Annotated in this window: 20 protein-coding genes and 1 riboswitch; of the genes, 12 read left to right on the top strand and 8 right to left on the bottom strand. The window is 64.7% G+C overall.

Annotated features, from left to right (window positions below; genetic code table 11):
* Window positions 1-92: 92 nt before the first annotated feature.
* A complete protein-coding gene (locus AC50X5_RS12730) occupies window positions 93-1,001 on the bottom strand; it encodes a bifunctional methylenetetrahydrofolate dehydrogenase/methenyltetrahydrofolate cyclohydrolase (RefSeq protein ID WP_494976460.1) in 909 nt (302 codons plus the stop codon).
* Window positions 1,002-1,009: 8 nt separating this feature from the next.
* Entirely contained in the window at window positions 1,010-2,305 is a 1,296-nt protein-coding gene (gene glyA / locus AC50X5_RS12725; RefSeq protein ID WP_494976459.1) for a serine hydroxymethyltransferase, read from the bottom strand.
* A gap of 137 nt (window positions 2,306-2,442) precedes the next feature.
* Window positions 2,443-2,528, bottom strand: a riboswitch (ZMP/ZTP riboswitch).
* 42 nt (window positions 2,529-2,570) lie between these two features.
* On the opposite strand from glyA, the gene purU reads away from it, so the two are divergent.
* Together purU and AC50X5_RS12715 are read left to right on the top strand one after the other, a co-directional pair.
* The gene (purU, locus tag AC50X5_RS12720) at window positions 2,571-3,431 is read left to right on the top strand and encodes a formyltetrahydrofolate deformylase (RefSeq protein WP_493985057.1); all 861 of its coding nucleotides are present in this window, start codon (window positions 2,571-2,573) and stop codon (window positions 3,429-3,431) included.
* A 26-nt stretch (window positions 3,432-3,457) separates the two neighbouring features.
* Entirely contained in the window at window positions 3,458-3,973 is a 516-nt protein-coding gene (locus AC50X5_RS12715) for a gamma carbonic anhydrase family protein (protein WP_494976458.1), read from the top strand.
* Between the two features lie 22 nt (window positions 3,974-3,995).
* On the opposite strand, the gene AC50X5_RS12710 is transcribed toward AC50X5_RS12715, so the two are convergent.
* Both AC50X5_RS12710 and AC50X5_RS12705 read right to left on the bottom strand, forming a co-directional pair.
* On the bottom strand, window positions 3,996-5,729 hold the full coding sequence (locus AC50X5_RS12710) for a flavin monoamine oxidase family protein (RefSeq protein ID WP_494976457.1): 1,734 nt from the start codon (window positions 5,727-5,729) through the stop codon (window positions 3,996-3,998).
* Window positions 5,726-7,273, bottom strand: coding sequence for an amino acid permease (locus tag AC50X5_RS12705; RefSeq protein WP_494976456.1), 1,548 nt, complete (start codon window positions 7,271-7,273; stop codon window positions 5,726-5,728). The genes AC50X5_RS12710 and AC50X5_RS12705 overlap by 4 nt, the downstream gene beginning before the upstream one ends.
* Window positions 7,274-7,375: 102 nt before the next feature.
* On the opposite strand from AC50X5_RS12705, the gene AC50X5_RS12700 reads away from it, so the two are divergent.
* A complete protein-coding gene (locus tag AC50X5_RS12700; RefSeq protein ID WP_494976455.1) occupies window positions 7,376-9,079 on the top strand; it encodes a PucR family transcriptional regulator in 1,704 nt (567 codons plus the stop codon).
* Window positions 9,080-9,087: 8 nt separating this feature from the next.
* Here AC50X5_RS12700 and AC50X5_RS12695 read toward each other — a convergent pair whose 3' ends face one another.
* On the bottom strand, window positions 9,088-9,882 hold the full coding sequence (locus AC50X5_RS12695) for a nitrilase-related carbon-nitrogen hydrolase (protein ID WP_494976454.1): 795 nt from the start codon (window positions 9,880-9,882) through the stop codon (window positions 9,088-9,090).
* A gap of 203 nt (window positions 9,883-10,085) precedes the next feature.
* Here AC50X5_RS12695 and AC50X5_RS12690 point away from each other — a divergent pair, with 203 nt between their 5' ends.
* The 4 genes from AC50X5_RS12690 (at window position 10,086) to AC50X5_RS12675 (ending at window position 15,449) form a co-directional block, all read left to right on the top strand.
* Window positions 10,086-11,276, top strand: coding sequence for an ROK family transcriptional regulator (locus AC50X5_RS12690; protein ID WP_494976453.1), 1,191 nt, complete (start codon window positions 10,086-10,088; stop codon window positions 11,274-11,276).
* Between the two features lie 131 nt (window positions 11,277-11,407).
* The gene (gene mmsA, locus AC50X5_RS12685) at window positions 11,408-12,991 is read left to right on the top strand and encodes a multiple monosaccharide ABC transporter ATP-binding protein (RefSeq protein ID WP_494976452.1); all 1,584 of its coding nucleotides are present in this window, start codon (window positions 11,408-11,410) and stop codon (window positions 12,989-12,991) included.
* Window positions 12,992-13,010: 19 nt separating this feature from the next.
* Entirely contained in the window at window positions 13,011-14,297 is a 1,287-nt protein-coding gene (mmsB, locus tag AC50X5_RS12680) for a multiple monosaccharide ABC transporter permease (RefSeq protein WP_494976451.1), read from the top strand.
* Window positions 14,298-14,354: 57 nt separating this feature from the next.
* Complete coding sequence (locus AC50X5_RS12675) at window positions 14,355-15,449, top strand: substrate-binding domain-containing protein (RefSeq protein WP_494976450.1); 1,095 nt, start codon at window positions 14,355-14,357, stop codon at window positions 15,447-15,449.
* Between the two features lie 110 nt (window positions 15,450-15,559).
* Here AC50X5_RS12675 and AC50X5_RS12670 read toward each other — a convergent pair whose 3' ends face one another.
* Complete coding sequence (locus AC50X5_RS12670) at window positions 15,560-17,074, bottom strand: pectate lyase family protein (protein ID WP_494976449.1); 1,515 nt, start codon at window positions 17,072-17,074, stop codon at window positions 15,560-15,562.
* 198 nt (window positions 17,075-17,272) lie between these two features.
* Between AC50X5_RS12670 and AC50X5_RS12665 the strand changes: the two genes are divergently transcribed.
* Window positions 17,273-18,346, top strand: a complete 1,074-nt coding sequence (locus tag AC50X5_RS12665) for a Gfo/Idh/MocA family protein (RefSeq protein ID WP_494976448.1) — start codon at window positions 17,273-17,275, stop codon at window positions 18,344-18,346.
* Between the two features lie 130 nt (window positions 18,347-18,476).
* On the opposite strand, the gene AC50X5_RS12660 is transcribed toward AC50X5_RS12665, so the two are convergent.
* On the bottom strand, window positions 18,477-20,696 hold the full coding sequence (locus AC50X5_RS12660) for an NADP-dependent isocitrate dehydrogenase (protein WP_494976447.1): 2,220 nt from the start codon (window positions 20,694-20,696) through the stop codon (window positions 18,477-18,479).
* A gap of 281 nt (window positions 20,697-20,977) precedes the next feature.
* Here AC50X5_RS12660 and AC50X5_RS12655 point away from each other — a divergent pair, with 281 nt between their 5' ends.
* A complete protein-coding gene (locus tag AC50X5_RS12655) occupies window positions 20,978-21,949 on the top strand; it encodes a trypsin-like serine peptidase (RefSeq protein WP_494976446.1) in 972 nt (323 codons plus the stop codon).
* Window positions 21,933-22,148, top strand: coding sequence for a hypothetical protein (locus tag AC50X5_RS12650; RefSeq protein ID WP_494976445.1), 216 nt, complete (start codon window positions 21,933-21,935; stop codon window positions 22,146-22,148). Before AC50X5_RS12655 ends, AC50X5_RS12650 begins: the two co-directional genes overlap by 17 nt.
* Window positions 22,149-22,286: 138 nt before the next feature.
* Here the strand turns inward: AC50X5_RS12650 and purH are convergent, their stop codons facing one another.
* On the bottom strand, window positions 22,287-23,969 hold the full coding sequence (purH, locus tag AC50X5_RS12645) for a bifunctional phosphoribosylaminoimidazolecarboxamide formyltransferase/IMP cyclohydrolase (RefSeq protein ID WP_494976444.1): 1,683 nt from the start codon (window positions 23,967-23,969) through the stop codon (window positions 22,287-22,289).
* Window positions 23,970-24,073: 104 nt separating this feature from the next.
* Here purH and AC50X5_RS12640 point away from each other — a divergent pair, with 104 nt between their 5' ends.
* Window positions 24,074-25,126 carry an N-acetylglucosamine kinase gene (locus AC50X5_RS12640; protein ID WP_494976443.1) on the top strand — a complete coding sequence of 351 codons (1,053 nt, stop codon included), beginning with the start codon at window positions 24,074-24,076 and terminating at the stop codon, window positions 25,124-25,126.
* Window positions 25,110-26,093 (top strand): N-acetylmuramic acid 6-phosphate etherase, encoded by a 984-nt coding sequence (gene murQ, locus AC50X5_RS12635; RefSeq protein ID WP_494976442.1) that lies wholly within the window; start codon window positions 25,110-25,112, stop codon window positions 26,091-26,093. The genes AC50X5_RS12640 and murQ overlap by 17 nt, the downstream gene beginning before the upstream one ends.
* Window positions 26,094-26,118 lie beyond the last annotated feature (25 nt).

Below are 26,118 nucleotides of genomic sequence, written 5' to 3'. Positions count from 1 at the left end.
GCTTCGGCCATCTTCCACCCGGGGCGAACATGCCAAAGTCCGACGGCGGCACCCCAGCCGGGTGCCGCCGTCGGACTTCAGTTCACTTCATTTCACTCAGGTGAGCGCTGACTGGCTTCCGCCACCATGCGCTCCGCGGTTTCCACCACGTTGGTCATCAGCAGCGCCACGGTCATGGGGCCCACACCGCCGGGGTTCGGCGAGATGAAGCCCGCCACCTCGGCTGCCGCGGGATCGATATCCCCGTACACCTTGCTCTTGCCGGTTTCCGGATCCACTTCCCGGGTCACACCGACGTCCAGGAGGGCTGCCCCGGGCTTCACGTCGGCAGCCTTGACGATGTGCTTGACGCCGGCCGCACCGACGATGACATCCGCCTGACGCAGCAGTTCGGACATATTTTCAGTCCCGGTGTGCGTCAGGGTGACGGTGGCGTTGACGGCACGGCGGGTGAGCAGCAGGCCGATGGACCGGCCGATGGTCACGCCGCGGCCCACCACCACAACATGCTTGCCGGCGAGGCTGTAGCCGTTGCGCTCCAGCAGTTCGATGACACCACGCGGCGTGCATGGCAACGGCGACGTGATTTCGCCGTTGACGTTAAGCACCAAGCGGCCCAGGTTGGTGGGGTGCAGCCCGTCCGCATCCTTCATGGGATCGATCCGTTCCAGGATCGCATCCGTGTCCAGGTGCTTGGGCAGCGGCAGCTGCACAATGTAGCCGTGGCAGGCAGGGTCCGCGTTGAGTTCGTCGATCAACGCCTCCACGTCTGCCTGCGTGGCATCTGCCGGAAGTTCCCGCTGGATCGAGTTCATGCCGATCGCCGCGGACTGCTTGTGCTTCATGGACACGTACAGGTGCGATGCCGGATCGGCTCCTACCAGGACGGTGGCAATGCCGGGCGTAACACCCTTGGCCTTGAGCGCCGCCACCCGTTCAGCGAGCTCCGTCTTGATTTGTGCCGCAGCGGCTTTGCCGTCAAGAATCGTGGCGCTGGACACGGCTGCGCCTACCACTGCTCATGCTGCGGGTAGAGCGGGAAGTCAGCGGCGAGCTTGTCCACCCGGGCCTGAAGCGCCTCAACCTCGGTGGCCTGGCCGGACTTCAGGGCGCTGGCAATGATTTCCGCCACCTCGGTGAACTCGTTGGCGCCGAAGCCACGGGTTGCCAGTGCGGGGGTACCGATCCGCAGGCCGGAAGTGACCATAGGCGGGCGCGGATCGAACGGCACGGCATTGCGGTTGACGGTGATGCCCACCGAATGCAGGAGGTCTTCAGCCTGCTGGCCGTCCAGCTGTGAATTGCGCAGGTCCACCAGGACAAGGTGGACGTCCGTACCGCCGGTAAGCACCGAGACTCCTGCCTCAGCCAGGTCCGGCTGGTTCAGGCGGTCGGCGATGATGCGGGCGCCTTCAAGGACGCGCTCCTGGCGTTCCTTGAATTCCTCGCTGCCGGCGATCTTGAAGGCCACTGCCTTGGCCGCAATGACGTGCATGAGCGGGCCGCCCTGCTGGCCCGGGAACACGCTGGAGTTGAGTTTCTTGGCCCATTCCTGCTTGGCCAGGATCACGCCGGAACGCGGGCCCGAGAGGGTCTTGTGCACGGTGGAGGTGACTACGTCGGAGTACGGCACCGGGCTGGGGTGCAGTCCGGCGGCCACCAGGCCGGCGAAGTGGGCCATGTCCGTCCAGAGCAGTGCGCCGACTTCGTCGGCAATGGACCGGAAGGCTTCGAAGTCCAGGTGGCGCGGGTAGGCAGACCAGCCGGCAATGATGACCTGCGGCTTCTCGGCAATGGCCTGCTCGCGCAGCTTGTCCATATCGATGCGGAAGTCGCCTTCTTCAACCTGGTAAGCGGCAACGTTGTACAGCTTGCCGGAGAAGTTCAGCTTCATGCCGTGGGTGAGGTGTCCGCCGTGGGCGAGGGACAGGCCCAGGATCTTGTCGCCCGGGGTGATCATGGCGGCGAGCGCCGCGGCGTTGGCCTGCGCACCGGAGTGCGGCTGGACGTTGGCGTACTCGGCGCCGAAGAGATCCTTGACGCGGTCGATGGCCAGCTGCTCGGCGACATCGACGTATTCGCAGCCACCGTAGTAGCGGCGGCCCGGGTAGCCCTCAGCGTACTTGTTGGTCAGGACGGAGCCCTGGGCTTCCATCACGGCGCGAGGGGCGAAGTTTTCGGAGGCAATCATTTCCAGGGTGCCGCGCTGGCGGCCAAGCTCCTGGTTGAGGACTGCCGCGATCTCGGGGTCCAGTTCGGCAAGGGACTGGTTGCTGACGGACGCGGACGTGGCGATAGTGGTCACGAATAACTCCTGGCTGGGGGTACGGGCACTGCTTAGGTCAGGCTACCGGTTGGCGCGTTTCCACGCCCGCTTGATGACGGGAATGGCGTTAAGAAGCGGCTGCCGCGGCTGCTGCAGGAATCCACCGGCAAAACATGACCCTCGGCCCAGGCGTACGATCCGTGGTCTTCGTGATTGCCGCTCCCTGGTGGTAAGCCACCCAACGCCAGTTGCGACGTCCCCAGACTACCAAAAACCGTCGCCGTGCGCGGGTACGCTGGTACGTGTGAGTAATGAGCAACTGAACGAAGCGTACGTACTGACCCTGTCCTGCCCGGACCGTCCCGGAATCGTCCACGCCGTGGCTGGGGCGTTGCTGGTTGCCGGTTGCAACATCGCGGACTCCCAGCAGTACGGCAGCCCCGCCACCGGAAACTTCTTCATGAGGGTGGAGGCAACCACGGCGGCGTCGCATGCAGAGCTGCACGCCGCCGTCGAACCCGTTGCCCAGGCGTTCGGGATGCAGTGGAACCTGTTCCCGGTGGGGCAGAAAGTCCGTACCCTGCTGATGGCCAGCAGGTCAGCACATTGCCTCAACGACATCCTGTTCCTGCAGCGCTCCGGCACCCTGCCCATCGAGATCCCGGCGATCGTGGCCAACCACCGCGACCTTGCCGGCTTGGCCGAGTTCTACGGCATCCCTTTCCACTACATTCCCGTGACGCCGGATACCAAGGTGCAGGCGGAGGACAAGCTGCGGGCCATCATGGCGGAGCACGACGTCGAACTGACCGTTCTGGCCCGTTACATGCAGATCCTTTCCGATGAGCTGTGCAACGAGCTGACCGGCAAGGCCATCAACATCCACCACTCGTTCCTGCCCTCGTTCAAGGGCGCCAAGCCTTACCACCAGGCGCACGCCCGCGGCGTCAAGCTGATCGGCGCCACCGCTCACTACGTCACGGCAGCCCTGGATGAGGGGCCCATCATCGAACAGGAAGTCATTCGGGTGGACCACGCCCGCACGCCCGAGCAGTTCGTGCAGATGGGCCGCGACGTCGAAGGCCGCACCCTGGCCCAGGCTGTTCAGTGGCACGCCGAGCACCGGGTCCTGCTGGATGGCAACCGGACCGTGGTGTTCAACTAGCACCCTCCCCGGATTAGGGTGGGGACATGGCTCCCCTGTATCCCTTTGCCGGCCACACGCCGGACATCCACGAATCAGTGTTCATCGCACCCTCCGCGTCGATCATCGGCAACGCCACAATGGCCGAAGACTCCAGCGCCTTCTACGGCGTTTCGGTCCGCGCAGATACCGCCGCCATCAGCGTCGGCCCCGGCACCAACCTGCAGGACAACGTGGTACTGCACGCGGACCCTGGCTTCCCCTGCAGCCTGGGTGCGCGCGTCAGTGTGGGCCACGCCGCCGTCGTGCATGGCTGCACCGTGGAGGACGACTGCCTGATCGGCATGAGCGCCACTGTCCTGAACGGCGCAGTGATCGGCACCGGTTCGCTCGTGGCCGCCGGAGCGGTGGTCCTGGAAGGCGCCATCATCCCGCCACGGTCCCTGGTGGCCGGCGTGCCGGGGAAGGTACGCCGTCAGCTCACCGACGAAGAGTACGACGGCGTACTCAACAATGCGGCCCACTACCGGGAGCTGGCACTCGTGCACCGGGAGATGCACTAGGTTTCGACAAGCTCAACCACCGTTAGTCGAGGCTGATCGGGCCGATCTCGTCCAGCAGGTCGCCTGGACCGGGATTGCCCGGAGCCGAGGAGCCGCCGAGGTGGTTCACCACTCCCCAGACCGCATTCAGGCCGGTGGTGACGGCGCCTTCTGCCCAGCCGGCCGTGAAGGAGACGTCATCGCCGGCCAGGAAGATTCCGCGCTGGGAGTCCGGCAGGTTGTCCTGCTTGAAGTGCGTGAACAGCCGCTGCTGGTAACGGTAATGACCCGGCAGGTTGGCCTTGAAAGCACCCATGAAGTTGGGGTCCGCTTCCCAGGAAACCGTGATGGGCTGGCCAACAATGTGGCTGGCAATGTCCACACCCGGGTAGATCTGTTCCAGCGAGTGCAGCATCAGTTCCACGCGCTCGTCCGCGTCCAGCGCCAGCCATTTGAGGGCGTCGTCGTTCCAGGTGTAGGAGAGCAGGATGACGGCCGGTTTGTCCGGGCCGTCATCGAGCAGATATGTGGCGCGGTTGAGCCGGTCCGTGAGCGTCATGGAAAGCACCTCGCGGCCGGTCTCCGGATCGATGTCCTTCCAGAACGGCCGGTCCACCATCACAAACGTCTTGGAGGACTGCATGTAGTGCGAGCGCTCAATGGCCGTCCACAGCTCGGCCGGGAACAGCGCTTCCTCGGTGTGGATGCGGGTGGACAGCAGCCAGGACTGGCAGGTGGTCACCACCGCCGGGTAGCTGGCTTCGCGGCCCCAGCGCTCGGCGACCCGGAGGTCGCCGTTGGGATCGCGGCTGATCCGGCCCACGGCCCCGCGGGGTGCTCCCGAATGCAGTGAGGCCAGGGAGGTGCCTTCCGGCCAATACACCATGTCCGACGGCGAGTGCTGCCAGAGTGCCTCGGGGAGCCGCTGCGCTCCCCCGCTGATGAGCCGGTGCTGGTCGTCCGCGTCGGTGTAGACAACCCGGAGGATTTCGAGGATGGAGTTGGGGAAGTCGGTGTCCCAGCCACCGGTTCCGAAGCCCACCTGGCCGAAGGCCTCACGGTGGGCGAAGCCGGCCTGCTTGAAGGAGTCGCTGCCGGCGATGAAGCCGTAGAATGTCTGTTCGTCCATCAGCGGCAGGAGTTCGTTCCACAGTTCCTTGATCCGGGCGGTGTCCCGGGCGCGGATGGCTTCCTGCATCTCCTGGAACCTGGCGCCGTCATTGACTGCCGCCTTCCAGGCGTCAGCCACCTCGCGGAAGAAGGGCGGAAGGTCTTCGGTGGTGGCGGCGTAGTGCTTTTGGCCGGCAAGTTCGATCACCGTGCTGGATGTGACGGGGGCCAGCGGGTTCGGGAAGTCCTGGGTGTCCAGGCCCAGAAGGTCCACGTAGTGGTAGAACGCCTTGCCTGAGACGGGGAACCGCATCCCGCCGAGGTCGGCCACGACGTTGGGTGCCGAGGGGAAGCTGGCCGTCCGCAGCCGCCCGCCGATCTGGTCCGCCTCATAAACAACCGGGCGCAGGCCCAGCTTCATCAGCTCGTACGCAGTCACCAGCCCGGAAAGCCCTGCACCAACCACTGCGACCTCGGTGCCGTAAAGCTCGGGCGGCACAGTGCCCAGTCCATCCGGGTGGGCCAGGTAGTGGTCATAGCTGAACGGGAAGTCCGGATTCAGCATGGTGATCGGTGCGGCAGTCCCGCCGTCAAAGGGTGGCTCGGGTGCCAGCAGTGTTGAGGTGCTGGACGGGTCGCTTGCCGGCAGTTCAGTGGCGATGGTCATGGAGTCTCAGCCTTTTTGGGGTTGGAGTTGGACGGTGTTGAAACTGCTTCTCCGCTCAGCTCACGGTATTCGTCGTCGCCCAGTGCCGCCACCCTGGAGTTCCGGCGTCCGTAGCCGAAATAGGCTGCCACGCCCACCAGCATCCAGAGGCCGAAGACGAACCAGGTGTCAGCGCCAAGGTTGAGCATGAGATAGCCGCACATGATGGCGCCAAGGACAGGGGTCAGCGGAAAGAGCGGTACGCGGAAGGTGCGCTCCAGTTCGGGCCGGCTGCGGCGCAGGTAGATAACGGCCACGTTGACCAGGGCGAAGGCGAACAGGGTGCCGATGCTGGTGGCGTCGGCCAGGGAGCCCAGCGGAACCAGGCCCGCGGTCAGTGCGACGGCGGTGCCCACCAGGATCGTCCCGGCAACAGGGGTGCCGGTACGGCGGGAGACGCGGCTGAAGACCTTCGGGATGAGCCCGTCACGGGACATGGAGAGCAGGATGCGGGTCTGGCCATAGAGGACGGTGAGCACGATGCTGGCGATGGCCAGGACGGCGCCCACGGCGAAGACCAGGGCAATCCACGGCTGTCCTGTGGTTTCCTCGAGGATCTTCACCAGGGCGGCTTCGGTGCCGTCGAACCAGCCCCAGGGACGGGCGCCGATGGCGGCAACGGCCACCAGGACGTAGATGGTGGTGACGATCAGCATGGACAGCATGATGGCCCGGGGCAGGTCGCGCTTCGGGTTGCGGGCTTCTTCGCCGGCGGTGGAGGCGGCATCGAAGCCGATGTAGGAGAAGAATACGCGGGAGGCCGCGGCGGAAACACCGGCAGCACCCATGGGCAGCAGCGGCTCAAAGTTGCCGGCGTTGAAGGCGGTGAACGCCACGGCGCAGAAGAAGAGCAGGATGCCCACCTTGACCACAACGATCGAGGTGTTGATCCAGGCGCTTTCCTTTGCGCCCCGCACCAGCAAGATGGTAGCGAGCAGCACGATCACAACTGCGGGAAGGTTGAAGACGCCGCCATCGCCCGGGGGCTGGGACATGGCGTCCGGCAGGACCTGGCCGAACACGGCGAGGCTTTCGTTCACGTATTGCCCGGCACCTACGGCAACCGCAGCAACGGACACGGCGTACTCAAGGACCAGGCACCAGCCACAAATCCAGGCCATACCCTCACCCATGGTGGCGTACGTGTAGGAGTAGCTGGAACCGGAAACCGGGACCATTCCGGCCATTTCGGCGTAGGACACCGCTGAAAGCAGGGCGGCGAGGCCGGCGATGGCGAAGGAGATCCAGATGGCCGGTCCGGCAAGGGGGACTGATTCGCCCAGGATCACCAAAATGCCGGTCCCCAGGGTGGCACCAACGCTGATCATGGTCAGCTGCAGGACTCCGAAGCTGCGGACCAGCCGCGGTCCGCCGTGTCCGCTGTCTGCTTCCCGGACCATTTGGGCGATGGGCTTACGGCGCAGCAGCTGGGCGGCCAGTCCGGGACGGCCGGTTGGTCCAGTCGCTTTGCCCGGCGCCGGCCCGGAGAGTGTAGGCACAGTCATCGTTGACGTCCGTTCGTGAGTAGTTGGTCGAATTCCCCTCATCAACAGTAGGGCTGTGACCCGAATCTCAAGGAGGTGCAAAGTGACCTATAGTTTTCAGTCATGAGACAAAGTGCACCAGCTGCGGTTGAGCCCCCCGGGGGGCCCGGCGCCGCAGCAGACCCTTCTATTGCCGTCTCGGGACCGCTGGACGCTGTGACCCTGGGGCAATTCCTGGACGCCCTGCCGCCGGACCTTTCGGTGCTTGTCGACGGCGGCAACGGTGCGATGCCGCTGCGCTGGGTGGAACCCAGCGAACTCGAGGATCCTACGCCCTACCTGCTGGACGGCGAGTTTGTGCTCACCGCCGGACTGCCCTTCCTCGATGGCGGCACCGGGCGTGTTGATGCCGCGGCGGACACTGCTGATGCCTACGTGCGCAGACTTGTGGAGGCCGGAGTGGCGGCCCTCGGTTTTGGGCTGGAGCCGTATTTTGACGATGTGCCGGAACGGTTGGTGTCTGCCTGCCGGAAACACGGCCTGACCCTGGTGCGAATCCCCCACACCGTGCCGTTCGCAGCATTGGGACTGGCATTTTCCCAGCTGCTGGAATCCGGAAATGCGCGGGTCTTCCGGCAGCTGGCAGAGACCAACAGGCAGCTGATGCGGGCAGTGCTGTCAGCCCGGCCCGAACACGAACTCTTGTCTGCACTGGCCCAGCGGGTTCCGGTGTGGGCGCTGCTGATCGGGGCAGACGGGCGGGTGCGGGCCAGGGCGGCAGCGGCCGCAGCGCCACCCGGAACGGTTGCGCGGGGCATCAGCGCAAGTTCCGGCGTCGAACTTTCCGCTTTGCAGCCCCTGCTCAAACGGCTGCTCACCGGCAACGGCCCGCGCGTGGAAACGGAATCCTTCAATACTCCTGGTTCCGCCCTGGTGTACGGCCATCCGCTGCGCAGTGCCAAGGACGCCACCCTGGGCGGACTGGTGCTGGGCACCGATATGCCCCTGACGCCGGCGCAGAACAGCGTAGTGTCCTCGGTGGTGGGACTGCTCGAACTGCTGGTGCGCCAGCGCACCAGTGGATCGCTGGCGCCCAGCCAACTTGCCACGGCACTGCTGCTCCATCCGGAAAGCCTCGCCTCGGGCGGCAGCAGGGAGCTGAACATCCTGAAGGATCTGCTGGCCCAGAGCGTCTCCGGTACCAGGTCCGGTGCGCTGAGGGTGGTCCAGGGCGTGCGTGCTGAGGAGCAAGGGCCCGCTGCAGCTGATGGCCCTGTCCGTGAACTGCTCCAGTGGCGGCGGCTCTTCGACACCAAGATGGTGGAGCTGACGGACTACGGGTTTGCCGCGGTGACCAGGCTGAAGGTGGACGATGCCTTGCTGCACGAGGTGGAACAGCTTGGCTGGCGCCTGGTGGTGGGGGAACCCGCGGAGCTGGCAGAGCTGCCTGCTGCTTACAAGCGGGCCACGTCCCTGCGGTCCAGGGTTCGAAGCACCGGCAAGAGCCTTCGGGTGGATGAGGTCACGTGGACTGTCACGGGATTACTGGGCCAGGATGCCGGCGCCATGCTGGCCGGCCGGTTGCTGGAACCGGTCCTGGACCAGGAGCCCGAGCGCCGCTCAGCCCAGCTTAGGGTGCTGAAGTCGTGGCTGGGCGAGAACGGAAACTGGGACGCCACGGCCAAGGCCCTGGGCCTGCACCGGAACAGTGTGCGCCGCCAGATCACCGCCCTTGCAGAGTTGCTTGAGCTGGATCTTGGTCAGGCCCAGGCGCGGGCGGAACTGTGGATCGCCTTGCAGTACGTTGACGTACTGCTGCAGGAATAGCCGCTTCCTCAGGACTCCCAGGCGCGGTAGAGATCCGGGCGGCGCTCGGCCAGATAGGGAACAGCCGCGCGGGCCCGGCCGGCCATGTCGGCGTCCACCTCGGCGAACAGGAGCTGGCTGCCTTCCCCTGCCGCTGCCAACAAAGCGCCATCGGGACCGGCGATGACGCTGCCGCCAAGGAATCTACAGCCGTCTTCAACACCGGAATGGTTGGCGTAGGCGATGGCCAACTGGCTTTCCAGCGCCCGCGCCCGCAGCAGGACCTGCGGCACGGACTCGAAACCGTGGGCGAGCGCCGTAGGGACCAGGAGCAGTTCCGCTCCGCCGTCGGCTGCTGCCCTGACAGCCTCCGGGAACTCCACGTCGTAGCAGATCACCATGGAGGTCCGGAGTCCGTTGAAGTCAACGACGCCGGGACGTTCCGTTCCGGGGCTGAACGCGGCACGCTCGTCCTCGCCAAAAAGGTGGACTTTGGCGTAGTGCAGGAGCGTGTTGCCCCGCGCGTCCAGGAGGTTTGAGCTGATGTTCCATTCTCCACTGCGGGTTACGGCAGGAAGGCTGTAGACCAGTCCGACATGGTGCGTTCGGGCGATCCCGGCAAGGGTGTCCCTGATGGCAGGAAGCCGGGAGGGGTCAAGTTCGGCGCGGAGCCGCCGCGGAGCGTAGCCCACCGGGAAGAGCTCGGGCGTGACCAGCACGGCGGCACCTGCAGCGGCCGCGGCCCGGGCGGCCTCGTCAACGGCGGCACAGTTGGCTTCAATATCCAGTACGGCAGAGTTTGCCTGCATCAGCGCCAGCAGCACCGTTACCACCTCACGACATCGGGGGCGGGCGCAGGAAAAGCGTCCGCTCGTCAAAGCCTAGCCACTGGCTCCGGGCTTCTTCCGGGTCCATTTGCACCTGGAACGTGGCCGGGCAGGACGTTTCACCCACCCAAGGACGACCTCCCGCCCGCCATGCGTTAACTTCTTGACTACAAGCCGCCGAATAAGGCACGCTTCTTTCCATGGCCGCCACATCACGCCCAACGAGGAGCAGGGCCCGGAATCCCGGATCCCAGTCCGCGCTGCGCCATCTCAACCAGCAACGGATCATCGAAGCGCTGATGGGCGGGCCAGCCACCCAGGCGGAGTTGGCCCGGCAGACGGGGCTGTCCACAGCGACAGTCTCCAACATCGTGAAAATCATGCAGGAATCCGGGCTGGCCTCCACTGAGCCCATCACCAGTTCGGGGCGGCGGGCGCTGAACGTCCGGCTCAACAGCAATGGTGCAGTAGCGGTGGGCATCGACTTCGGAAGACGGCACCTTCGGGTGGTCCTGGCGTCCATGAGCTACCACATCATCGCCGAAGAATCCGTCGAACTGCCGCTCGGCCACCACGCCGAGGAGGGCATCCAGGCGGCAGTACAGCTGCTCTCCCGCCTGCTCTCCGATTGCGGTGTAGAGCGGAACGCCCTGGTGGGTGCCGGCGTCGGCATCCCCGGCCCCATCGACAGGCGCACAAGTACTGTCGCCCAGGGCGCCATCCTGCCGGAGTGGGTGGGCATCAATATCCTGGACCACCTCGAAGAAACCCTTGACATGCCGGTGTATTTGGACAATGACGCCAACCTTGGCGCCCTGTCAGAGGTCACCTGGGGCAAGCACGGATCGGTCACCAACCTGCTGTTCATCAAGATCGGATCCGGCATTGGCGCCGGGCTGATCCTCAACGGCGCACCGTACTACGGAACAGTCGGAATCACCGGCGAAATAGGCCATGCGACGATCAACGAACAGGGCCTGATCTGCCGTTGCGGCAACCGGGGCTGCCTGGAAACTATCGCGTCCACAACCACCATGATCGAACTCCTGAACCGAAGTTCGGGCGGACAGCTAACCCCTGCGGACCTCGTCAGGCTTGCCCTGGCCCGTGATCCCGCGACGCTGCGGGTACTGGACGATGCCGGGCTTGCCGTTGGCCGGTCCCTTGGCAATGTCGCCAACCTGATCAACCCGGAGGTGATTGTGGTGGGAGGTCCGCTGGCGGACCTGGGCGACCTGCTGCTGGACCCCATCCGACGCGGCCTGATCAGGCATGCCGTGCCCGTGATCGGCGAATCCACGATCCTCACCACGTCATCGCTCGGGGACCGTGCGGAGGCCCTGGGAGCAGCTGCCCTGGTGTTCCAGCACGCAAGGTTCCGAACTTCCTGACGCCCGATCGTTATCCGGGCAGTGCGTTCAAGAGTTGACGCCAATCGTCCTGATCAAGTTTACTTTTTCCTCAGACGGCCTTCGCGATGTGCGGGGCGACAACGAAGTCATACATTGGAGGCGCTACGGCAATGTCGCAAGGAACCAACGGAGACCCCGTCATCCTGGAGATGCGTTCCATCACCAAGGAATTCCCCGGCGTGAAAGCCCTCGCGAATGTCACCCTTCAGGTGAAGGCGGGCGAAGTCCACGCGATCTGCGGCGAGAACGGTGCCGGGAAGTCCACCTTGATGAAGGTGCTCTCCGGCGTTTACCCCTACGGAACCTACTCGGGTGACATCGTGTACCAGAACGAGGTCCAGCGGTTCCGGGACATCCGGGCCAGCGAGGCCGCAGGCATCGTGATCATCCACCAGGAACTGGCCCTCATCCCCGAACTGTCCATTACCGAGAACATCTTCCTGGGCAATGAACCCGCCAGACGCGGGGTCATCGACTGGGCGGAAGCCCGCCGTCGTTCTCTTGACCTGCTGGCACGGGTGGGACTCCGCGACGATCCCGATACCCCCGTCAAGGAGATCGGCGTCGGCAAGCAGCAATTGGTGGAAATCGCCAAGGCGCTGAACAAGTCCGTAAAGATCCTGATCCTGGACGAGCCCACGGCAGCGCTGAACGAATCCGACTCCCAGCACCTGCTTGACCTGATCCTGGGCCTGAAGGCCAAGGGCATCACCTCGATCATCATTTCGCACAAGCTGAACGAGATCGAACAGATCGCTGACCAAATCACCATCATCCGGGATGGCAAGTCCATCGAGACTCTCAACGTCAAGGCTGACGGTGTGGATGAGGACCGGATTATCAAAGGCATGGTGGGCCGGTCCCTGGAGTCCCGGTTCCCCGAGCACGTCCCCAACATCGGGGAAGTCCTGTTCGAGGTCCGTAACTGGACAGTCGCGCACCCCCAGGTGCCGGACCGGCTGGTCTGCAAGAACGCGAGCTTCACGGTACGCCGGGGCGAGGTTGTTGGTTTTGCCGGGCTTATGGGGGCAGGACGCACCGAACTGGCCCGGTCCTTGTTCGGGCGCTCCTACGGCAACTTCATTTCCGGCCAGGTCTTCAAGAACGGCAAGGAAATCCACATCCGGAACGTACCGCAGGCCATCAAGGCCGGACTGGCCTACGTCACGGAAGACCGCAAGAGCCTTGGCCTGAACCTCCTTGACGACATCAAGACGACTACCGTCTCGGCCAACCTCAAAGCCATCACCAAGGGACTCGTGGTGGACGAGCGCGAGGAGTTCACCGTGGCGGAAAGCTACCGGAAGAGCCTCCGGACCAAGGCGCCCACCGTCAACGAAGGCGTTGCCAAGCTCTCCGGTGGAAACCAGCAGAAGGTTGTGCTGGCCAAGTGGATGTTCACCGACCCGGACCTGCTCATTCTCGACGAACCCACCCGGGGCATCGATGTTGGCGCCAAATTCGAGATTTACGGCATCATCCAGCAGCTGGCACAGCAGGGCAAGGCCGTGATCGTGATCTCCTCCGAACTACCCGAACTGCTTGGACTCTCAGACCGCATCTACACGATCTTTGAAGGCACCATCACAGGGGTCCTGGATAAAGAACAGGCAACCCAGGAGAACCTGATGCGCCTGATGACTTCAGTTCCCCGCAACGGCACCAACGCTGCTCCCACTGCGCACCTCGCATAAGCCCCAGAACGGAATCATTATGAATGCACTTAAAAGGATCTTCGGCGGTGACACCCGCCAGTTCGGCATGATCATTGCCCTCGTGACGCTTGTCTTGTTTTTCCAGTTCTTCACGGGTGGAAAAGTCCTGACGCCGACCAACATGATCAACCTGTTCAACGGCAACTCCTACATCCTGGTCCTGGCTATCGGGATGGTACTGGTGATCATCGCCGGCCACATCGATCTTTCGGTGGGGTCTGTGGCTGCCGCCGTCGGAATCGTCGTGGCCATTGCCATGCGTGACTGGGGCATCCCCTGGTACATGGGCATCGTGCTGGGGTTGGTGCTCGGCGCCGTCATCGGGGCATGGCAGGGGTTCTGGGTTGCCTACGTCGGCATCCCCGCCTTCATCGTCACGCTGGCGGGCATGCTCCTTTTCCGTGGCCTGAACCAGTTCGTCGGCAACTCCCTCACCGTTCCCGTGCCTGACGCGTTCCGGGTCATGGGCGCTGGCTTCCTGCCTGAAATCGGTGACTTCGCCCGGTACAACGCTCCCACTGTGATCCTCGGTTTCCTGCTGATCGCCGTAGTGGTGTTCTCAGAGTTCCGTACCCGGCGCATCGAGGCCCGCATGGGATCCGTCACGGATCCAATCTGGGTTCCCATCACCCGGCTGACCCTCCTGGCAGCTGCCATCCTCTACGTCACGTGGCTGTTCTCGACCGGCCGTTACGGAACATCATTCCCCGTCTCCGGACTCATCCTTGTGGGCCTGGTGGGCCTGTACGTCTTCATCACCACCAAAACCGTCCTGGGCCGCCATGTCTACGCTGTGGGTGGCAACCGCCACGCGGCGGAGCTTTCCGGCGTCCAGTCCAAGAAGGTCAATTTCCTGGTGATGATGAACATGTCGATCCTGGCGGCACTGGCCGGCATGATGTTCGTGGCCCGGTCCACCAGTTCCGGCCCGGCCGACGGTGTCGGCTGGGAACTTGATGCGATCGCCGCCGTCTTCATCGGTGGCGCGGCCGTCAGCGGCGGCGTCGGCACCGTCATTGGTTCAATTGTTGGCGGCCTGGTAATGGCCGTCCTCAACAATGGCCTCCAGTTGCTCAGCGTCGGCGCTGACATGCAGTCAATCATCAAGGGCCTTGTCCTGCTGATCGCCGTGGCCATCGACGTGTACAACAAGAGCCAGGGACGCCGCTCGCTCATCGGAATGATGATGAACGGTCTGCGCTCGAACCAACCGGCCACCACGGCCACGGAAGCCACCAAGACCTCCGAGGTCATCGTTCCCGAACCCGCAGGGACCACTAAATAGACCGCGACGGCGGCCCGTACAGCTGGTCGCCATTGGACCGAAGAAAGAGAAATCCACATGCGTAAATTCGCAAAAACCCTGACCGTCCTCGCGGCTGTCACCACATTGACGCTGACAGGCTGCGGCCGGTCCGACGTGGACGCTGAAGCGGCGAAGCCGGGCACCGCGCTCTCCGGATTCCCGCAGGATTCCGTGATCGGCGTCGCGCTGCCCAAGAAGACCAGCGAGAACTGGACCCTGGCGGAAACCCTGTTCAACGAGGGCCTCACCTCAGCCGGGTTCAAGCCGAACGTGCAGTTTGCCAACAACGGCGTGTCCGAGCAGCAGAACCAGATCTCCACCATGATCACCTCCGGTGCGAAGGTCATTGTGGTCGGTGCCGTGGATGGCGCGCAGCTGGGAACCCAGCTGCAGCAGGCCAAGGACGCCGGCGCCGTCATCATCGCCTACGACCGCATGCTGACCAACACCAAGGCCATCGACTACTACGTCGCCTACGACAACTTCAAGGTGGGCCAACTGCAGGGCCAGGCGCTGCTTGAAGGGATGGCAGCCAAGAAGGCCGGCCCTTACAACATCGAGCTCTTTGCGGGCTCCCCGGATGACGCCAACTCCAAGGTCTTCTTCGACGGCGCCATGAGCGTCCTCCAGCCCAAGATCGACGACGGCACCCTCAAGGTTGTGTCCGGGCAGGCCGACTTCACGAAGGCTGTAACCCAGGACTGGAAGCCGGAGAACGCACAACGCCGGATGGACTCGCTGCTCTCCGGCAGCTACGCCGCCAGTGAGCTGGACGGCGTCCTCTCCCCCAACGACTCCCTGGCCCGGGCCATCATCACCTCGGTCAAGAGTGCCGGCAAGTCCGTTCCCGTCGTCACCGGGCAGGATTCTGAGGTGCAGTCCGTCAAGTCGATCTTGGAAGGCGAGCAGTACTCCACCATCAACAAGGACACCCGCAAACTGGTGGAGCACGCTGTCACCATGGTCAAGGACCTCCAGGTTGGCTTGGCGTTGGAAATCAACGACAACCGCAACTACAAGAACGAATTCAAACGCGTTCCGGCCTACCTGCTGGAACCGGTGATCGTCACCTCGGCCAACGTGAAGACGGCCTACGTTGATGATCCGATCCTGGGACCGCTGACCAAGTAGCAATCAGCCCTTCGGCAGTACCCATAGCAGAGCCCGGCCTCCCCTTCGTGAATTGTCACGGGGAAGCCGGGCTCTGCTGCTTGAGGTGGGCGGGCAGGACGGCGGCAGCGCTAGCGGCCCGCTGGTGCCTTGACCTTCAGCACACCGGTGCCGGCAAACTTCAGGGCGTGGTCTTTCACTGATTCATACTCCGTGAAGGCCTTGTAGTCGTAGACGGAGGCCGGGTGCCAGCCCACTTCCGTGCTGAATTCCCAGGCGGTCCAGTCCGGAGCCACGGCGCCGTTTTCCGCGGCTTCAGCAAGGGCTTTGGCCTTGTTCGCTTCGAATGATGACTCCGCGATCGCGTTCAGGTCCACGTCGGCGCCGTTGAACCAGGACCCCTGGTCGAAGAACCGGTGGCCGTTGTAGCTGCTGACAGCCACGGACGGATCCGTACCGGGGCCGGCGTAGTCGAATGCGTTGTTCTCGGAGAAGATCCGGGAGGCGTAGCCGGCACCGAGGAAGTAACTGCTGCCGCCCTGGGCCTCGCTGATCATCGGGTAGTCCGGGTGGTCCGTGCTGCCCACGAAGTAGTTGTTGAGCACGTGTACCTGGCCGAAGCGGACCCGCGGCCCGCGCTGCTGGATGTTTTCCATCAGGTTGCCGATGTAGCTGACGCGCAGCTTCCCGCCGTCCTTGTCCACGTGCTCGTCGCCGGAACCCAGAAGCATGGTCTTGTCGTGGTTCATGATCCGGCTGTTGGAGACGGTGACGTAGTCCGTGCCGTCCTTGAGATCCAGGAGTCCGTCGTGCCGGTTGGCTGGCTTTCCGTGGAAGCCGATGGGCGCTTCACTGTCCGGGTACCGGCCGTCGCTCAGCGTGACGTGGTCAATCCACAGATGATTCGACGTCACGGAAGAGACGGCGTCGAACCGTGCATTCCAGGCGCCGAGGTCGCCGTCGTCGGGTGACCAGCTGGTGAAGAAGTCCACGGGCGCCTCCACGCTGACGTTGCGCAGCACCACATTGGTGGCACTGAGGATCACGATGTTCGCTCCCACGAATCCGGCGTCGGCGTCGAGCCCGATGATGGAGGTGTTGGAGGGCAGGCTCACTTCGATCTGCCGTTTCATATTGTTGCTGCCGGTCTGCCGGAGCTGGCGTTGGGACTTGCAGTAATCGAAGGTCTGGTCGCTCCAGGTCTTTCCCTCCGGTCCGAAGCAGGACATGTATTTGTGGATGTCATAGCCGGGCGCGTAGTCCTGCTCGCCCATGATGGAACCGTCCGGCCGTTGGTTTCCATCGATGGTGCCGCGGATGTAGATGATCTTCGGAGCCTTGGATTCGCCATGGTTGGCCAGGGCGGTCTTGAGTTCGGCGAAGGTTTCCACCACATACCGGTTCGCGGCGGGTGCGCCGGCACCGCCGTTGGTGACACCGTCGACGGCGGCCCAACCGGTAGGTGCGGCATCGTCGGGACCAATAATGCCCCCGCCAGGCCAGGCAACCGAGGGCGCTGCGAGTGCCAGCCCGGCGGCGAGGGCTACGGCGGTGCAGGCTGCTCCCCAGGCCGCCGTCTTTTTGCGGAACAGCGGAAGGGAAAACGGCTGTGGGGATGGTGGAGTTTTGCGGATCAGGGACGTCATCGGCCTTTTTTCCGGCATGCCAAATAGGCCACATGCCTTGTGGGTGCGGGTGTTCGGGTTGGAGACCTTCTCAGCGAGAAAACGATTTCTCTGCTGACGCTTCATTTCTACGTCCGCTGTGACAGCTATGTCAAGGGGTTTCCAACGCCGCTTCCCACGGTTCCGGACCCCCCTGGCTTGTAGTGGCAAGATAGGCGCATGACTTCACCTATTGCAACGCCATGGCTTTCGGGCCAAGCGGACCAGGACCCGCGTTCTGCCACCGGCCGTACCCTCCGTTGGGGCGTGATCGCCACCGGAAGCATCGCCAATGCTGTGGCCACTGACCTGGCACTGCTGTCCGACGCTGAACTCTACGCTGTCAGCTCCCGCAGCCAGGAGAAGGCGGACGAATTCGCCTCGAAGCTGGGGTTCGCAACGGCGTACGGGAACGACGGCGGCGTCCACGGCTATGACAGGCTCCTCGCCGATGACGCCGTGGACGTGGTCTATGTGGCGTCACCGCACGCCCAACATTACGAGATTGTCCAGGCCGCGCTTAACGCCGGAAAGCACGTGCTCTGCGAGAAGGCATTCACCATCAACGGCCGGGAAGCGGGCGAGCTCATCGACCTGGCCAGGGCCAGGAATCTGTTCCTGATGGAGGCGGTGTGGAGCCGGTTCGTGCCCGGCATGCAGCGCGCCTTCCAGATTGCTGCTTCCGGCGAACTGGGCGATGTGCACTGGGTAAGCGCGGACCTGGGCTTCCCTGCACCGTACTCCCCTACCGCGCGGCTGTGGGCCAAGGAAGACGGCGGTGGAGCGTTGCTGGACATCACGGTCTACCCGCTGCTGTGGGCGGTTGGCACCATGGGCTTCCCCCAGACGGTCAGCGCCTCCGGCTTTGTCAACGACGACGGCGTGGACGCCCAGAATGCACTCACCCTCGGCTACCACCACGGCGGCCAGGCGCAGTTGACGTCCTCACTCCTGGCGCACGGACCGCGGACAGCCACGGTGGCCGGCAGCCAGGGCTACCTGCAGGCGATTGGCTCCATCAACAACCCCAGGGAAATCCATGTATCCGTCGGCTGGGACGGCGAGCGGCGGACTGAAAAGTTCGACATCGTGGGTAAGGGCTACACGTACGAACTCCGCGAAGTCACCCGGTGCATCCAGCAGGGGCTCACCGAAAGCCCGGTCATGCCGCTGGAGGACACGTTGGCCACCATGCGCCTCTTCGACGGCGTGCGGGCCCAGCTGGGAACCAGTTACCCGAACGACCAGCACTGACGGCCCGGCGCTGACTGCGGCTGCGTTCTTCCGCGTTCCCTGACACACGCAAAAGCGCTGGCGGCTCCCGGAATTCGGATGTCACCAGCGCTTTCGCGTGTCGCGGACGAAGATCCGCGCCGGCTACTTGCTAGCCGAGCGTTGCGAGGACCTTGTTCAGGGTCTCCGACGGACGCATTACCGCGGCCACCTTGGCGATGTCGGGGTGGTAGTAGCCGCCAATGTCCACCGGGGATCCCTGGACCGCTGCGAGCTCGCCAACGATTGCGTCTTCGTTGCTGCCCAGTGCCTCGGCGACCGAAGAGAACGCGGCGGCCAGGCCGGCGTCGTCCGCCTGCTTTGCCAGCTCTTCGGCCCAGTAGCGGGCCAGGAAGTAGTGGCTTCCACGGTTGTCCAGCTCGCCGGCGCGGCGGCTGGGGGACTTGTTTTCCAGCAGGAACGTGCCGGTGGCCTTGTCCAGTGTGTCGCCGAGGATCTGCGCGCGGGCATTGCCCGTGGTGCTGGCCAGGTGCTCAAAGCTGACGGCCAGTGCCAGGAACTCGCCCAGGCTGTCCCACCGAAGGTGGTTTTCCTTCAGGAGCTGCTGAACGTGCTTGGGTGCGGATCCACCGGCACCGGTTTCGAACAGTCCGCCACCGTTCATGAGCGGAACGATGGAGAGCATCTTGGCGCTGGTGCCCAGTTCCAGGATGGGGAACAGGTCCGTGAGGTAGTCCCGGAGCACGTTGCCCGTCACCGAAATGGTGTCCTGGCCTTTGCGGATGCGTTCGAGGGTGAAGGCTGTGGCATCCACCGGGGACATGATCTCGATCTGCAGGCCCTCGGTGTCGTGGTCCTGCAGATACTGGCGGACCTTGGCGATCAGCTGGGCGTCGTGCGCGCGGGTCTCATCCAGCCAGAACACTGCGGGCGTCGCCGAGGCGCGGGCGCGGGTGACGGCCAGCTTGACCCAGTCACGGATGGCGGGGTCCTTGGTCTGGCAGGCGCGCCAGATGTCGCCTTCGAAAACCTCGTGCTCCACCAGCACGTTGCCGGAGCCGTCCAGGATCTGGACCTTGCCGGCTTCCTGGATCTCGAAGGTTTTGTCGTGGCTGCCGTATTCCTCTGCAGCCTGGGCCATCAGGCCAACGTTGGGGACGGTACCCATGGTGGTGGGATCGAAGGCACCGTTGGCACGGCAGTCATCGATGACAACCTGGTAGATGCCCGCGTAGGAGCTGTCCGGGAGGACCGCCAGGGTATCGGCTTCCTTGCCGTCCGGGCCCCACATGTGGCCGGAACTGCGGATCATGGCGGGCATGGAGGCGTCCACAATGATGTCGCTGGGGACGTTCAGGCTGGTGATGCCCTTGTCCGAATCGACCATGGCCAGGGCGGGGCCTTCTTCGAGGCCCTTCTTGATCAGCGCCTGGACACCTTCACGGACGTCTTCGGGGAGTTCCTCCAGGCCACTGAGGATCGCGGCCAGGCCGTTGTTGGGGCTAAGGCCCGCAGCGGCAAGCTGCTTGCCGTAGGTCTCGAACAGCTCGAAGAAGTAGGCCTTGACCACGTGGCCGAAGATGATGGGGTCCGAGACCTTCATCATGGTGGCCTTCAGATGGGCGGAGAACAGCACACCCTCTTCCTTGGCGCGGGCTACCTGGGCCTTGAGGAATTCATCCAGGGCAGCGGCGCGCATCACGGTGCCGTCGATGACTTCACCTTCGAGGACCTTGAAGTCCTTCTTGAGCACCTTGACGCTGCCGTCCTGGCGGACCAGCTGGATGGAGATGGTGCCATCGGCGGGGATGACGAGCGACTTCTCGTTGGAGCGGAAGTCATCTTTGTCCATGGTGGCCACGTTGGTCTTGGAGTCCGCGGTCCAGGCGCCCATGGAGTGCGGGTTCTGGCGCGCGTAGTTCTTGACGGACAGTGGCGCGCGGCGGTCCGAGTTGCCTTCACGCAGGACCGGGTTCACGGCGGAGCCCTTGATCTTGTCGTAGCGCGAGCGGATGGCCGTTTCCTCATCCGAGGACGGGTTGTCCGGGTAGTCCGGGAGCTGGTAGCCCTGCGACTGGAGTTCAGCGATCGCTGCCTTGAGCTGCGGGATGGAAGCGCTGATGTTGGGCAGCTTGATGATGTTGGCTTCCGGCGTCTTCGCCAGCTCGCCAAGTTCGGCCAGGGCGTCGCCCAGCTGCTGCTCCTTGGTCAGGTAGTCACCGAAGACGGCAATGATGCGTCCAGCCAGGGAAATGTCCCGGGTCTCCACCGCCACACCCGCAGTGGAAGCAAAGGCCTCGATGATCGGAAGGAATGAATACGTGGCGAGCATCGGCGCTTCGTCGGTGTGCGTATAGATGATCTTGGACATGCGCGGGCGTCTCCCTGGAGGTCGGCTGTAGATGGAAATCCGGTCTTAATGCACCACGTATAACTTACCCGAGCGGGCCCCGCAGACGCCCGTTCGATGGGCTTAATCACGTGACGTTACTCGCGCTCCGGGGCCGCCCGGCCTCCGGTCCAGTCCAGCCATATGCAATTACATGATATGTCACTACTATTTACAGGTTTGTCACACTGGGATAGATTCTGTCCATCACGCGGCGGTCCTACCATCCAGATGGCCGCTGCACCTAACAGTCAGGAAACCTTATGACTTCCAAGATGCTGGCAACCAGCCTGCTCAGCCTGTCCACTGCCGCGATCCTCGCCTTGTGTTCGGCAGGTGGCGCCACAGCGGCACCCGCAACGAAGGACACGCAACCCTCCGTCACCAGCACCACCGTTGAAAGCACGACGGCGGCCGCGGACTATTGGACGCCGGAGCGGATGAAATCCGCCGTTCCCGGCGATGTCCTGGCAGCCAAGGCAGTGGAGCGCAGCAGGGGATCTGCCGGCGGGACAACAGTCGAGAGTGGCACCAACAGCAAGGTGGACGGTAAGGCAGCCCCCGGCAAGCCCGTGCTGAACGCCAGTGAAAGCCCGGTTTCGCACATCGGCAAGGTGTTTTTCACCCTGGGCGGCCAGAACTACGTCTGTTCAGGCAACTCAGTGGCCTCCACGAATGAAAGCACCGTATCCACCGCCGGACACTGCCTCAACGAAGGCCCGGGAGCGTTTGCCAGCAACTTCGTGTTCGTCCCCGCTTACCTCAACGGCGCAGCCCCCTACGGAAAGTGGGCCGCACGCGCGCTCTACGCCCCCACGGCGTGGAGCTCCAACGGTGACATCCAGTACGACACCGGGTTCGCCGTCGTCGCGCCCCTGAACGGCCAGACGCTTTCCGATACCGTTGGCGCCTCCGGAGTCCAGTTCAACGCCGCCCGCGGCCTGACCTACAAGGCGTACGGCTACCCGGCCGCGAGCCCCTTCGATGGACAGTCACTGAAGAGCTGCACCGGCAAGGCGATCAACGACACCGTGAACCCCGGCGGCACCACCCAGGGCATCCCCTGCGACATGACCGGCGGTTCCTCAGGCGGCCCGTGGTTCATCGGAACCAACTCCTCCGGCTACCAGAACTCCGTCAACAGCTACGGCTACGGCACCCGGTCCACCACCATGTACGGCCCGTACTGGGGAACGGCCATCCAGCAGGTTTACGTCAATGCAGCCGCAGCCTGACCACCAGCGACGAAAGCCGTTCCAGCGCAATCTCCCTGCCGGTTCCAGCGATGTAACCTCCAGCGAGACAGGCCAGGACCCGGACGCGGTACGGGAGTACTGGACGCCGGAGCGGATGGCTGAAGCAGTACCCCGCGAGGTGCGGCCCGAAAACCGGGACCGGCCACGCACGGAAAACGGTCCGGAATCCACCGACTGAACCGCTTCCCTTAATGCCCGACGGCGGCTGTCCCCTTGACAGGGGGCAGCCGCCGTCGGCGTGTCTGGACGCCGGTGGTGGGCCCACGCCGGCGAGGGACCCAGGCCGAGCGGAGCGAGGTTTGGGAGCCGGTGGGGATTAGTGGAAGAAGTGCCGGGCCCCGGTGAAGTACATCGTGATGCCCGCAGCGTTGGCTGCGGCGATGACTTCGTCATCACGGACGGAACCGCCGGGCTGGACCACTGCGCGGACGCCGGCGTCGATAAGGATCTGCAGGCCGTCGGCGAACGGGAAGAACGCATCGGAAGCGGCAACAGCACCGCGGGCGCGCTGGGGAGCGTCGGTGGCGTCGGCATTGGACGCGCCGCCCGGGGTGTCACTGCCGGCAGCAGCATCGGAGACAACGCTGACGCCCAGCGTGTTGGCCCGCTCAACGGCGAGACGGCAGGAGTCCAGGCGGTTAACCTGGCCCATGCCGATGCCAACAGCGGCTCCATTGTCAGCCAGCAGGATAGCGTTGGATTTGGCGGCCCGGCAGGCGGTCCATGCAAAAGCGAGGTCTGCGAGCGTCTTCTCATCCGCTCCTTTCCCGGCGGCAAGGGTCCAGTTGGCGGGGTCGTCGCCCTCGGCGTCCACCTTGTCCGTCATCTGCACCAGCATGCCGCCGGAAACCTGGCGCATTTCAGCCGGGTAGCGGCCGTAGCCCTCAGGCAGGGCCAGCAGCCGGATGTTCTTCTTCTTGGACAGGATCTCCACGGCTTCGGGCTCGAAGTCCGGGGCAATGACAACCTCGGTGAAGATGCCGGCCACAGTGCGGGCCATGCCGGCGGTGACTGTGCTGTTGGCGGCAATGACGCCACCGAAAGCGGAGACAGGATCGCAGGCGTGGGCTTTGGCGTGTGCGTCAGCGATCGGATCCGCGGCGTCCGCGGAACCAACGGCAACGCCGCACGGATTGGCGTGCTTGATGATCGCGACTGCAGGCTCGGAGAAGTCGAAGGCTGCGCGGAGGGCAGCATCGGCGTCGACGAAGTTGTTGTAGCTCATGGCTTTACCGTGCAGCTGCTCGGCCTGGGCGATGCCCACCGGGGCGGCCCGGTCCACGTACAGTGCAGCCTGCTGGTGCGGGTTTTCGCCGTAGCGCAGCACCTCGGAGCGCTCCAGGGACAGGCCCGCGTAGGCGGGCCAGTCGATGACGCCGTCGCCGTCTTCGTCCAGGAACTGGGTGGCGGTCCAGGTGGCTACGGCGGTGTCGTAGGCTGCGGTGTGTGCGAAGGCTTTGGCTGCCAGCCGGCGTCGGGCCGCGAGATCAAAGCCGCCCTCTTGTGCGGCAGCTATTACGTCACCGTAGAAGGTGGGGTCCACAACAATGGCGACGGCGGCATGGTTCTTCGCAGCCGAGCGCACCATTGCCGGGCCTCCGATGTCGATCTGCTCGACGACGTCGTCCTGGCCTGCGCCGGACTTGACGGTCTCCACGAACGGGTACAGGTTCACCACCACCAGGTCGAAGGTTTCGATCTCCATACCGGCCAAGGTTTCCATGTGCGCGGGGACGCGGCGGTCCGCCAGGATGCCGCCGTGCACGCGCGGGTGCAAGGTCTTGACACGGCCGTCCAGCATTTCCGGGGAGCCGGTGACTTCTTCGACTTCCTGGACCGGGATCCCGGCCGCGGCGATCTTCTTGGCCGTGGAACCGGTGGAAACGATTCGAACGCCAGCTGCGTGCAGGCCCTGCGCGAGCTCCTCCAGACCGGTTTTGTCGTAGACCGAGATCAAGGCCCGGCGGATGGGAACACGGTCAAGCTGCGTGAAGCTCACAAAAGTCTCCGTCTTTTTACGCGGTTGCGGCCGCGGGTGGTGGGGATGCGCCCAGTTTATCGTGTTGCCGGGATCCCCCGGCCCACACCCCCTAAGGTGGGTGGATGACACGCGAACCCCTGGTGCTGGTAGCGGACATTGGCAAGAGCCGCTGCCGCGTGGAGCTGCGGGTTGTCGGTACCGCAGGCTCCTCCACGGTGCTGGGCAGTGCAGGCGCCGAGGGCTTCGCCGGGCTGGGAATCTCCGGCGGCGCCGCGGCAGCGTTCCGGCTGATTGCCAGTGCCGCCGGGCAGCTGGACGGCTCCGGCGCTGTTGCTGGTTCTTTGGCCGGGAGGCTTGCCGGGGTGGGTGCCGCGGTGGCCGGCGTAGAGGCCAGCACGGCGCAGTCCCGGGAACTCGCCAGCCTGCTCGCCCTGCATTTCCAGGCCCCCGCCGCGGTGCTCTCCGATGCAACGGCCGCTCATCTGGGGGCACTCAACGGCGGAGCCGGCACCATTCTGATCGTCGGCACCGGGGCCGTATCCTTCCGCTTCGAGGCCGATCCGCGGCAGGGCAATGCCGGGGTACTGCACCGCGGCGACGGCTGGGGTCCGCTGCTTGGGGACCGCGGCAGCGGCCGCTGGATCGGCCAGCGGGGCCTGTCCGCGGCGCTGGAAGCGTTCGACGGCGGCCCGGCCACTTCTCTGGAGCGTCTTGCCGTGCAGTATCTCGGCTCAGCCGTGGCAGGCTCCGGTCCTGACGGCTCCGGTCTTGACGGTTCCGGTCTACCCGGCCCTGGACGCCCGGCGCTGAGCCAGCTGCCGGGGTGGCTGGCCGGCCAGGAAAACCCGTACCGGGCCATGGCCGGCTTCACACCTTTTGTCCTGGCCGAGGCGGAGTCCGGTGATGCTGTGGCCGGGCACATCATCTCCGAAGCCTGCCGGCACCTCACAGAGACTGTCGGCCGGTCGATCGCGGACAGCAGCCTGCGGCACGTGGCGCTGTTGGGCGGCGTCGCGGATTCCCCATACTTTGCCCGACGCTTGGCCGCCGACCTTAACAACGCGGGAATCGGCGTCATACCAGCCCAGGGCGACGGACTGGCCGGTGCTGCCCTGGCCGCGACCCGGCACGAACTGTTGCACGAAAGGTACATCCACCGTGACGGAAAATCCTGAAACCGTTGACGTCCCGGAGCCAGGGACCATCGCCCCGACCGACGAGCTGGCCGCCTTGCGCGCCGAGCTCGCCGGGCTGCAGACCGAGGCCGCCAACCCGGAGCTGAACCTGCTGGACACCATGGACACAGCCCAGCTGGTGGCAGCGATGAACGCGCAGGACGCCGGCGTTCCTGCCGCCGTTGCGCTGGCGGCGCCGGACATCATCCGCACCGTGGACGCCGTGGCCGGGAAGTTGGCGGCGGGCGGAAGGCTCTTCTACATCGGTGCCGGGACTGCCGGGCGCCTGGGCATCCTGGACGCCAGTGAGTGCCCGCCCACCTTCGGAACCCCGCCGGAGATGGTGGTGGGGATCATCGCCGGTGGCCGCAAGGCTGTGGAGCAGGCGGTGGAGAACGCGGAAGACGACGCCGACGCGGGGGCTGCGGACGTAGCTGCGGCGGGTGCGGGACCGGGCGATGCCGTCGTCGGAATTTCCGCGTCGGGAAGGACTCCGTACGTGATCGGCGCGCTCAAGGAAGCGAACGCGCGCGGTGCCTTTACGGCAGGGCTGGCGTGCAATCCTGGCTCGGCAATAGGGCAGGAAGCGGACGTTGCGATCGAGGTGGTGGTGGGTCCGGAGTTCGTGGCAGGTTCCACCCGGCTGAAATCCGGCACCGCACAGAAGCTGGTGCTGAACATGATCAGCACGCTCTCCATGGTGAAACTCGGCAAGACCTACGGCAACCTCATGGTGGATCTGCAGGCCACCAACGCCAAGTTGCGGGCCCGGTCCCAGCGGACCGTTCAAGCGGCGACCGGCGTAGATGCGGGCGCTGCCGCAGAAGCCCTGGACGCCGTCGGAGGTTCAGTGAAGGCGGCTATCCTGGTCCTGCTGGCGGACTTCGAGCCCGGACAGGCAGTTTCTGCGCTGGAACAGGCGGGCGGCTTCCTGCGCCAGGCCATCCAGCAGAATCCCCGCATCTAGGGCTTCGCGCTAGGGTTTTCTCAGG

The organism is Pseudarthrobacter sp. MDT1-40-2 (assembly GCF_059383595.1).
Note: the sequence above shows the minus strand (reverse complement) of the source record. Positions and strands in the feature narration are given on the sequence as shown.

What these genes read in the sequence shown, in the direction of transcription:
- AC50X5_RS12715 (WP_494976458.1), top strand. Translation starts at nt 3,458, where the DNA reads ATGGCTCCCCTGTATCCCTTTGCCGGCCACACGCCGGACATCCACGAA.
- AC50X5_RS12710 (WP_494976457.1), bottom strand. Translation starts at nt 5,729, where the DNA reads ATGACCATCGCCACTGAACTGCCGGCAAGCGACCCGTCCAGCACCTCA.
- AC50X5_RS12705 (WP_494976456.1), bottom strand. Translation starts at nt 7,273, where the DNA reads ATGACTGTGCCTACACTCTCCGGGCCGGCGCCGGGCAAAGCGACTGGA.
- AC50X5_RS12700 (WP_494976455.1), top strand. Translation starts at nt 7,376, where the DNA reads ATGAGACAAAGTGCACCAGCTGCGGTTGAGCCCCCCGGGGGGCCCGGC.
- AC50X5_RS12690 (WP_494976453.1), top strand. Translation starts at nt 10,086, where the DNA reads ATGGCCGCCACATCACGCCCAACGAGGAGCAGGGCCCGGAATCCCGGA.
- mmsA (WP_494976452.1), top strand. Translation starts at nt 11,408, where the DNA reads ATGTCGCAAGGAACCAACGGAGACCCCGTCATCCTGGAGATGCGTTCC.
- mmsB (WP_494976451.1), top strand. Translation starts at nt 13,011, where the DNA reads ATGAATGCACTTAAAAGGATCTTCGGCGGTGACACCCGCCAGTTCGGC.
- AC50X5_RS12675 (WP_494976450.1), top strand. Translation starts at nt 14,355, where the DNA reads ATGCGTAAATTCGCAAAAACCCTGACCGTCCTCGCGGCTGTCACCACA.
- AC50X5_RS12670 (WP_494976449.1), bottom strand. Translation starts at nt 17,074, where the DNA reads ATGACGTCCCTGATCCGCAAAACTCCACCATCCCCACAGCCGTTTTCC.
- AC50X5_RS12665 (WP_494976448.1), top strand. Translation starts at nt 17,273, where the DNA reads ATGACTTCACCTATTGCAACGCCATGGCTTTCGGGCCAAGCGGACCAG.
- AC50X5_RS12660 (WP_494976447.1), bottom strand. Translation starts at nt 20,696, where the DNA reads ATGTCCAAGATCATCTATACGCACACCGACGAAGCGCCGATGCTCGCC.
- AC50X5_RS12655 (WP_494976446.1), top strand. Translation starts at nt 20,978, where the DNA reads ATGACTTCCAAGATGCTGGCAACCAGCCTGCTCAGCCTGTCCACTGCC.
- AC50X5_RS12650 (WP_494976445.1), top strand. Translation starts at nt 21,933, where the DNA reads ATGCAGCCGCAGCCTGACCACCAGCGACGAAAGCCGTTCCAGCGCAAT.
- AC50X5_RS12640 (WP_494976443.1), top strand. Translation starts at nt 24,074, where the DNA reads ATGACACGCGAACCCCTGGTGCTGGTAGCGGACATTGGCAAGAGCCGC.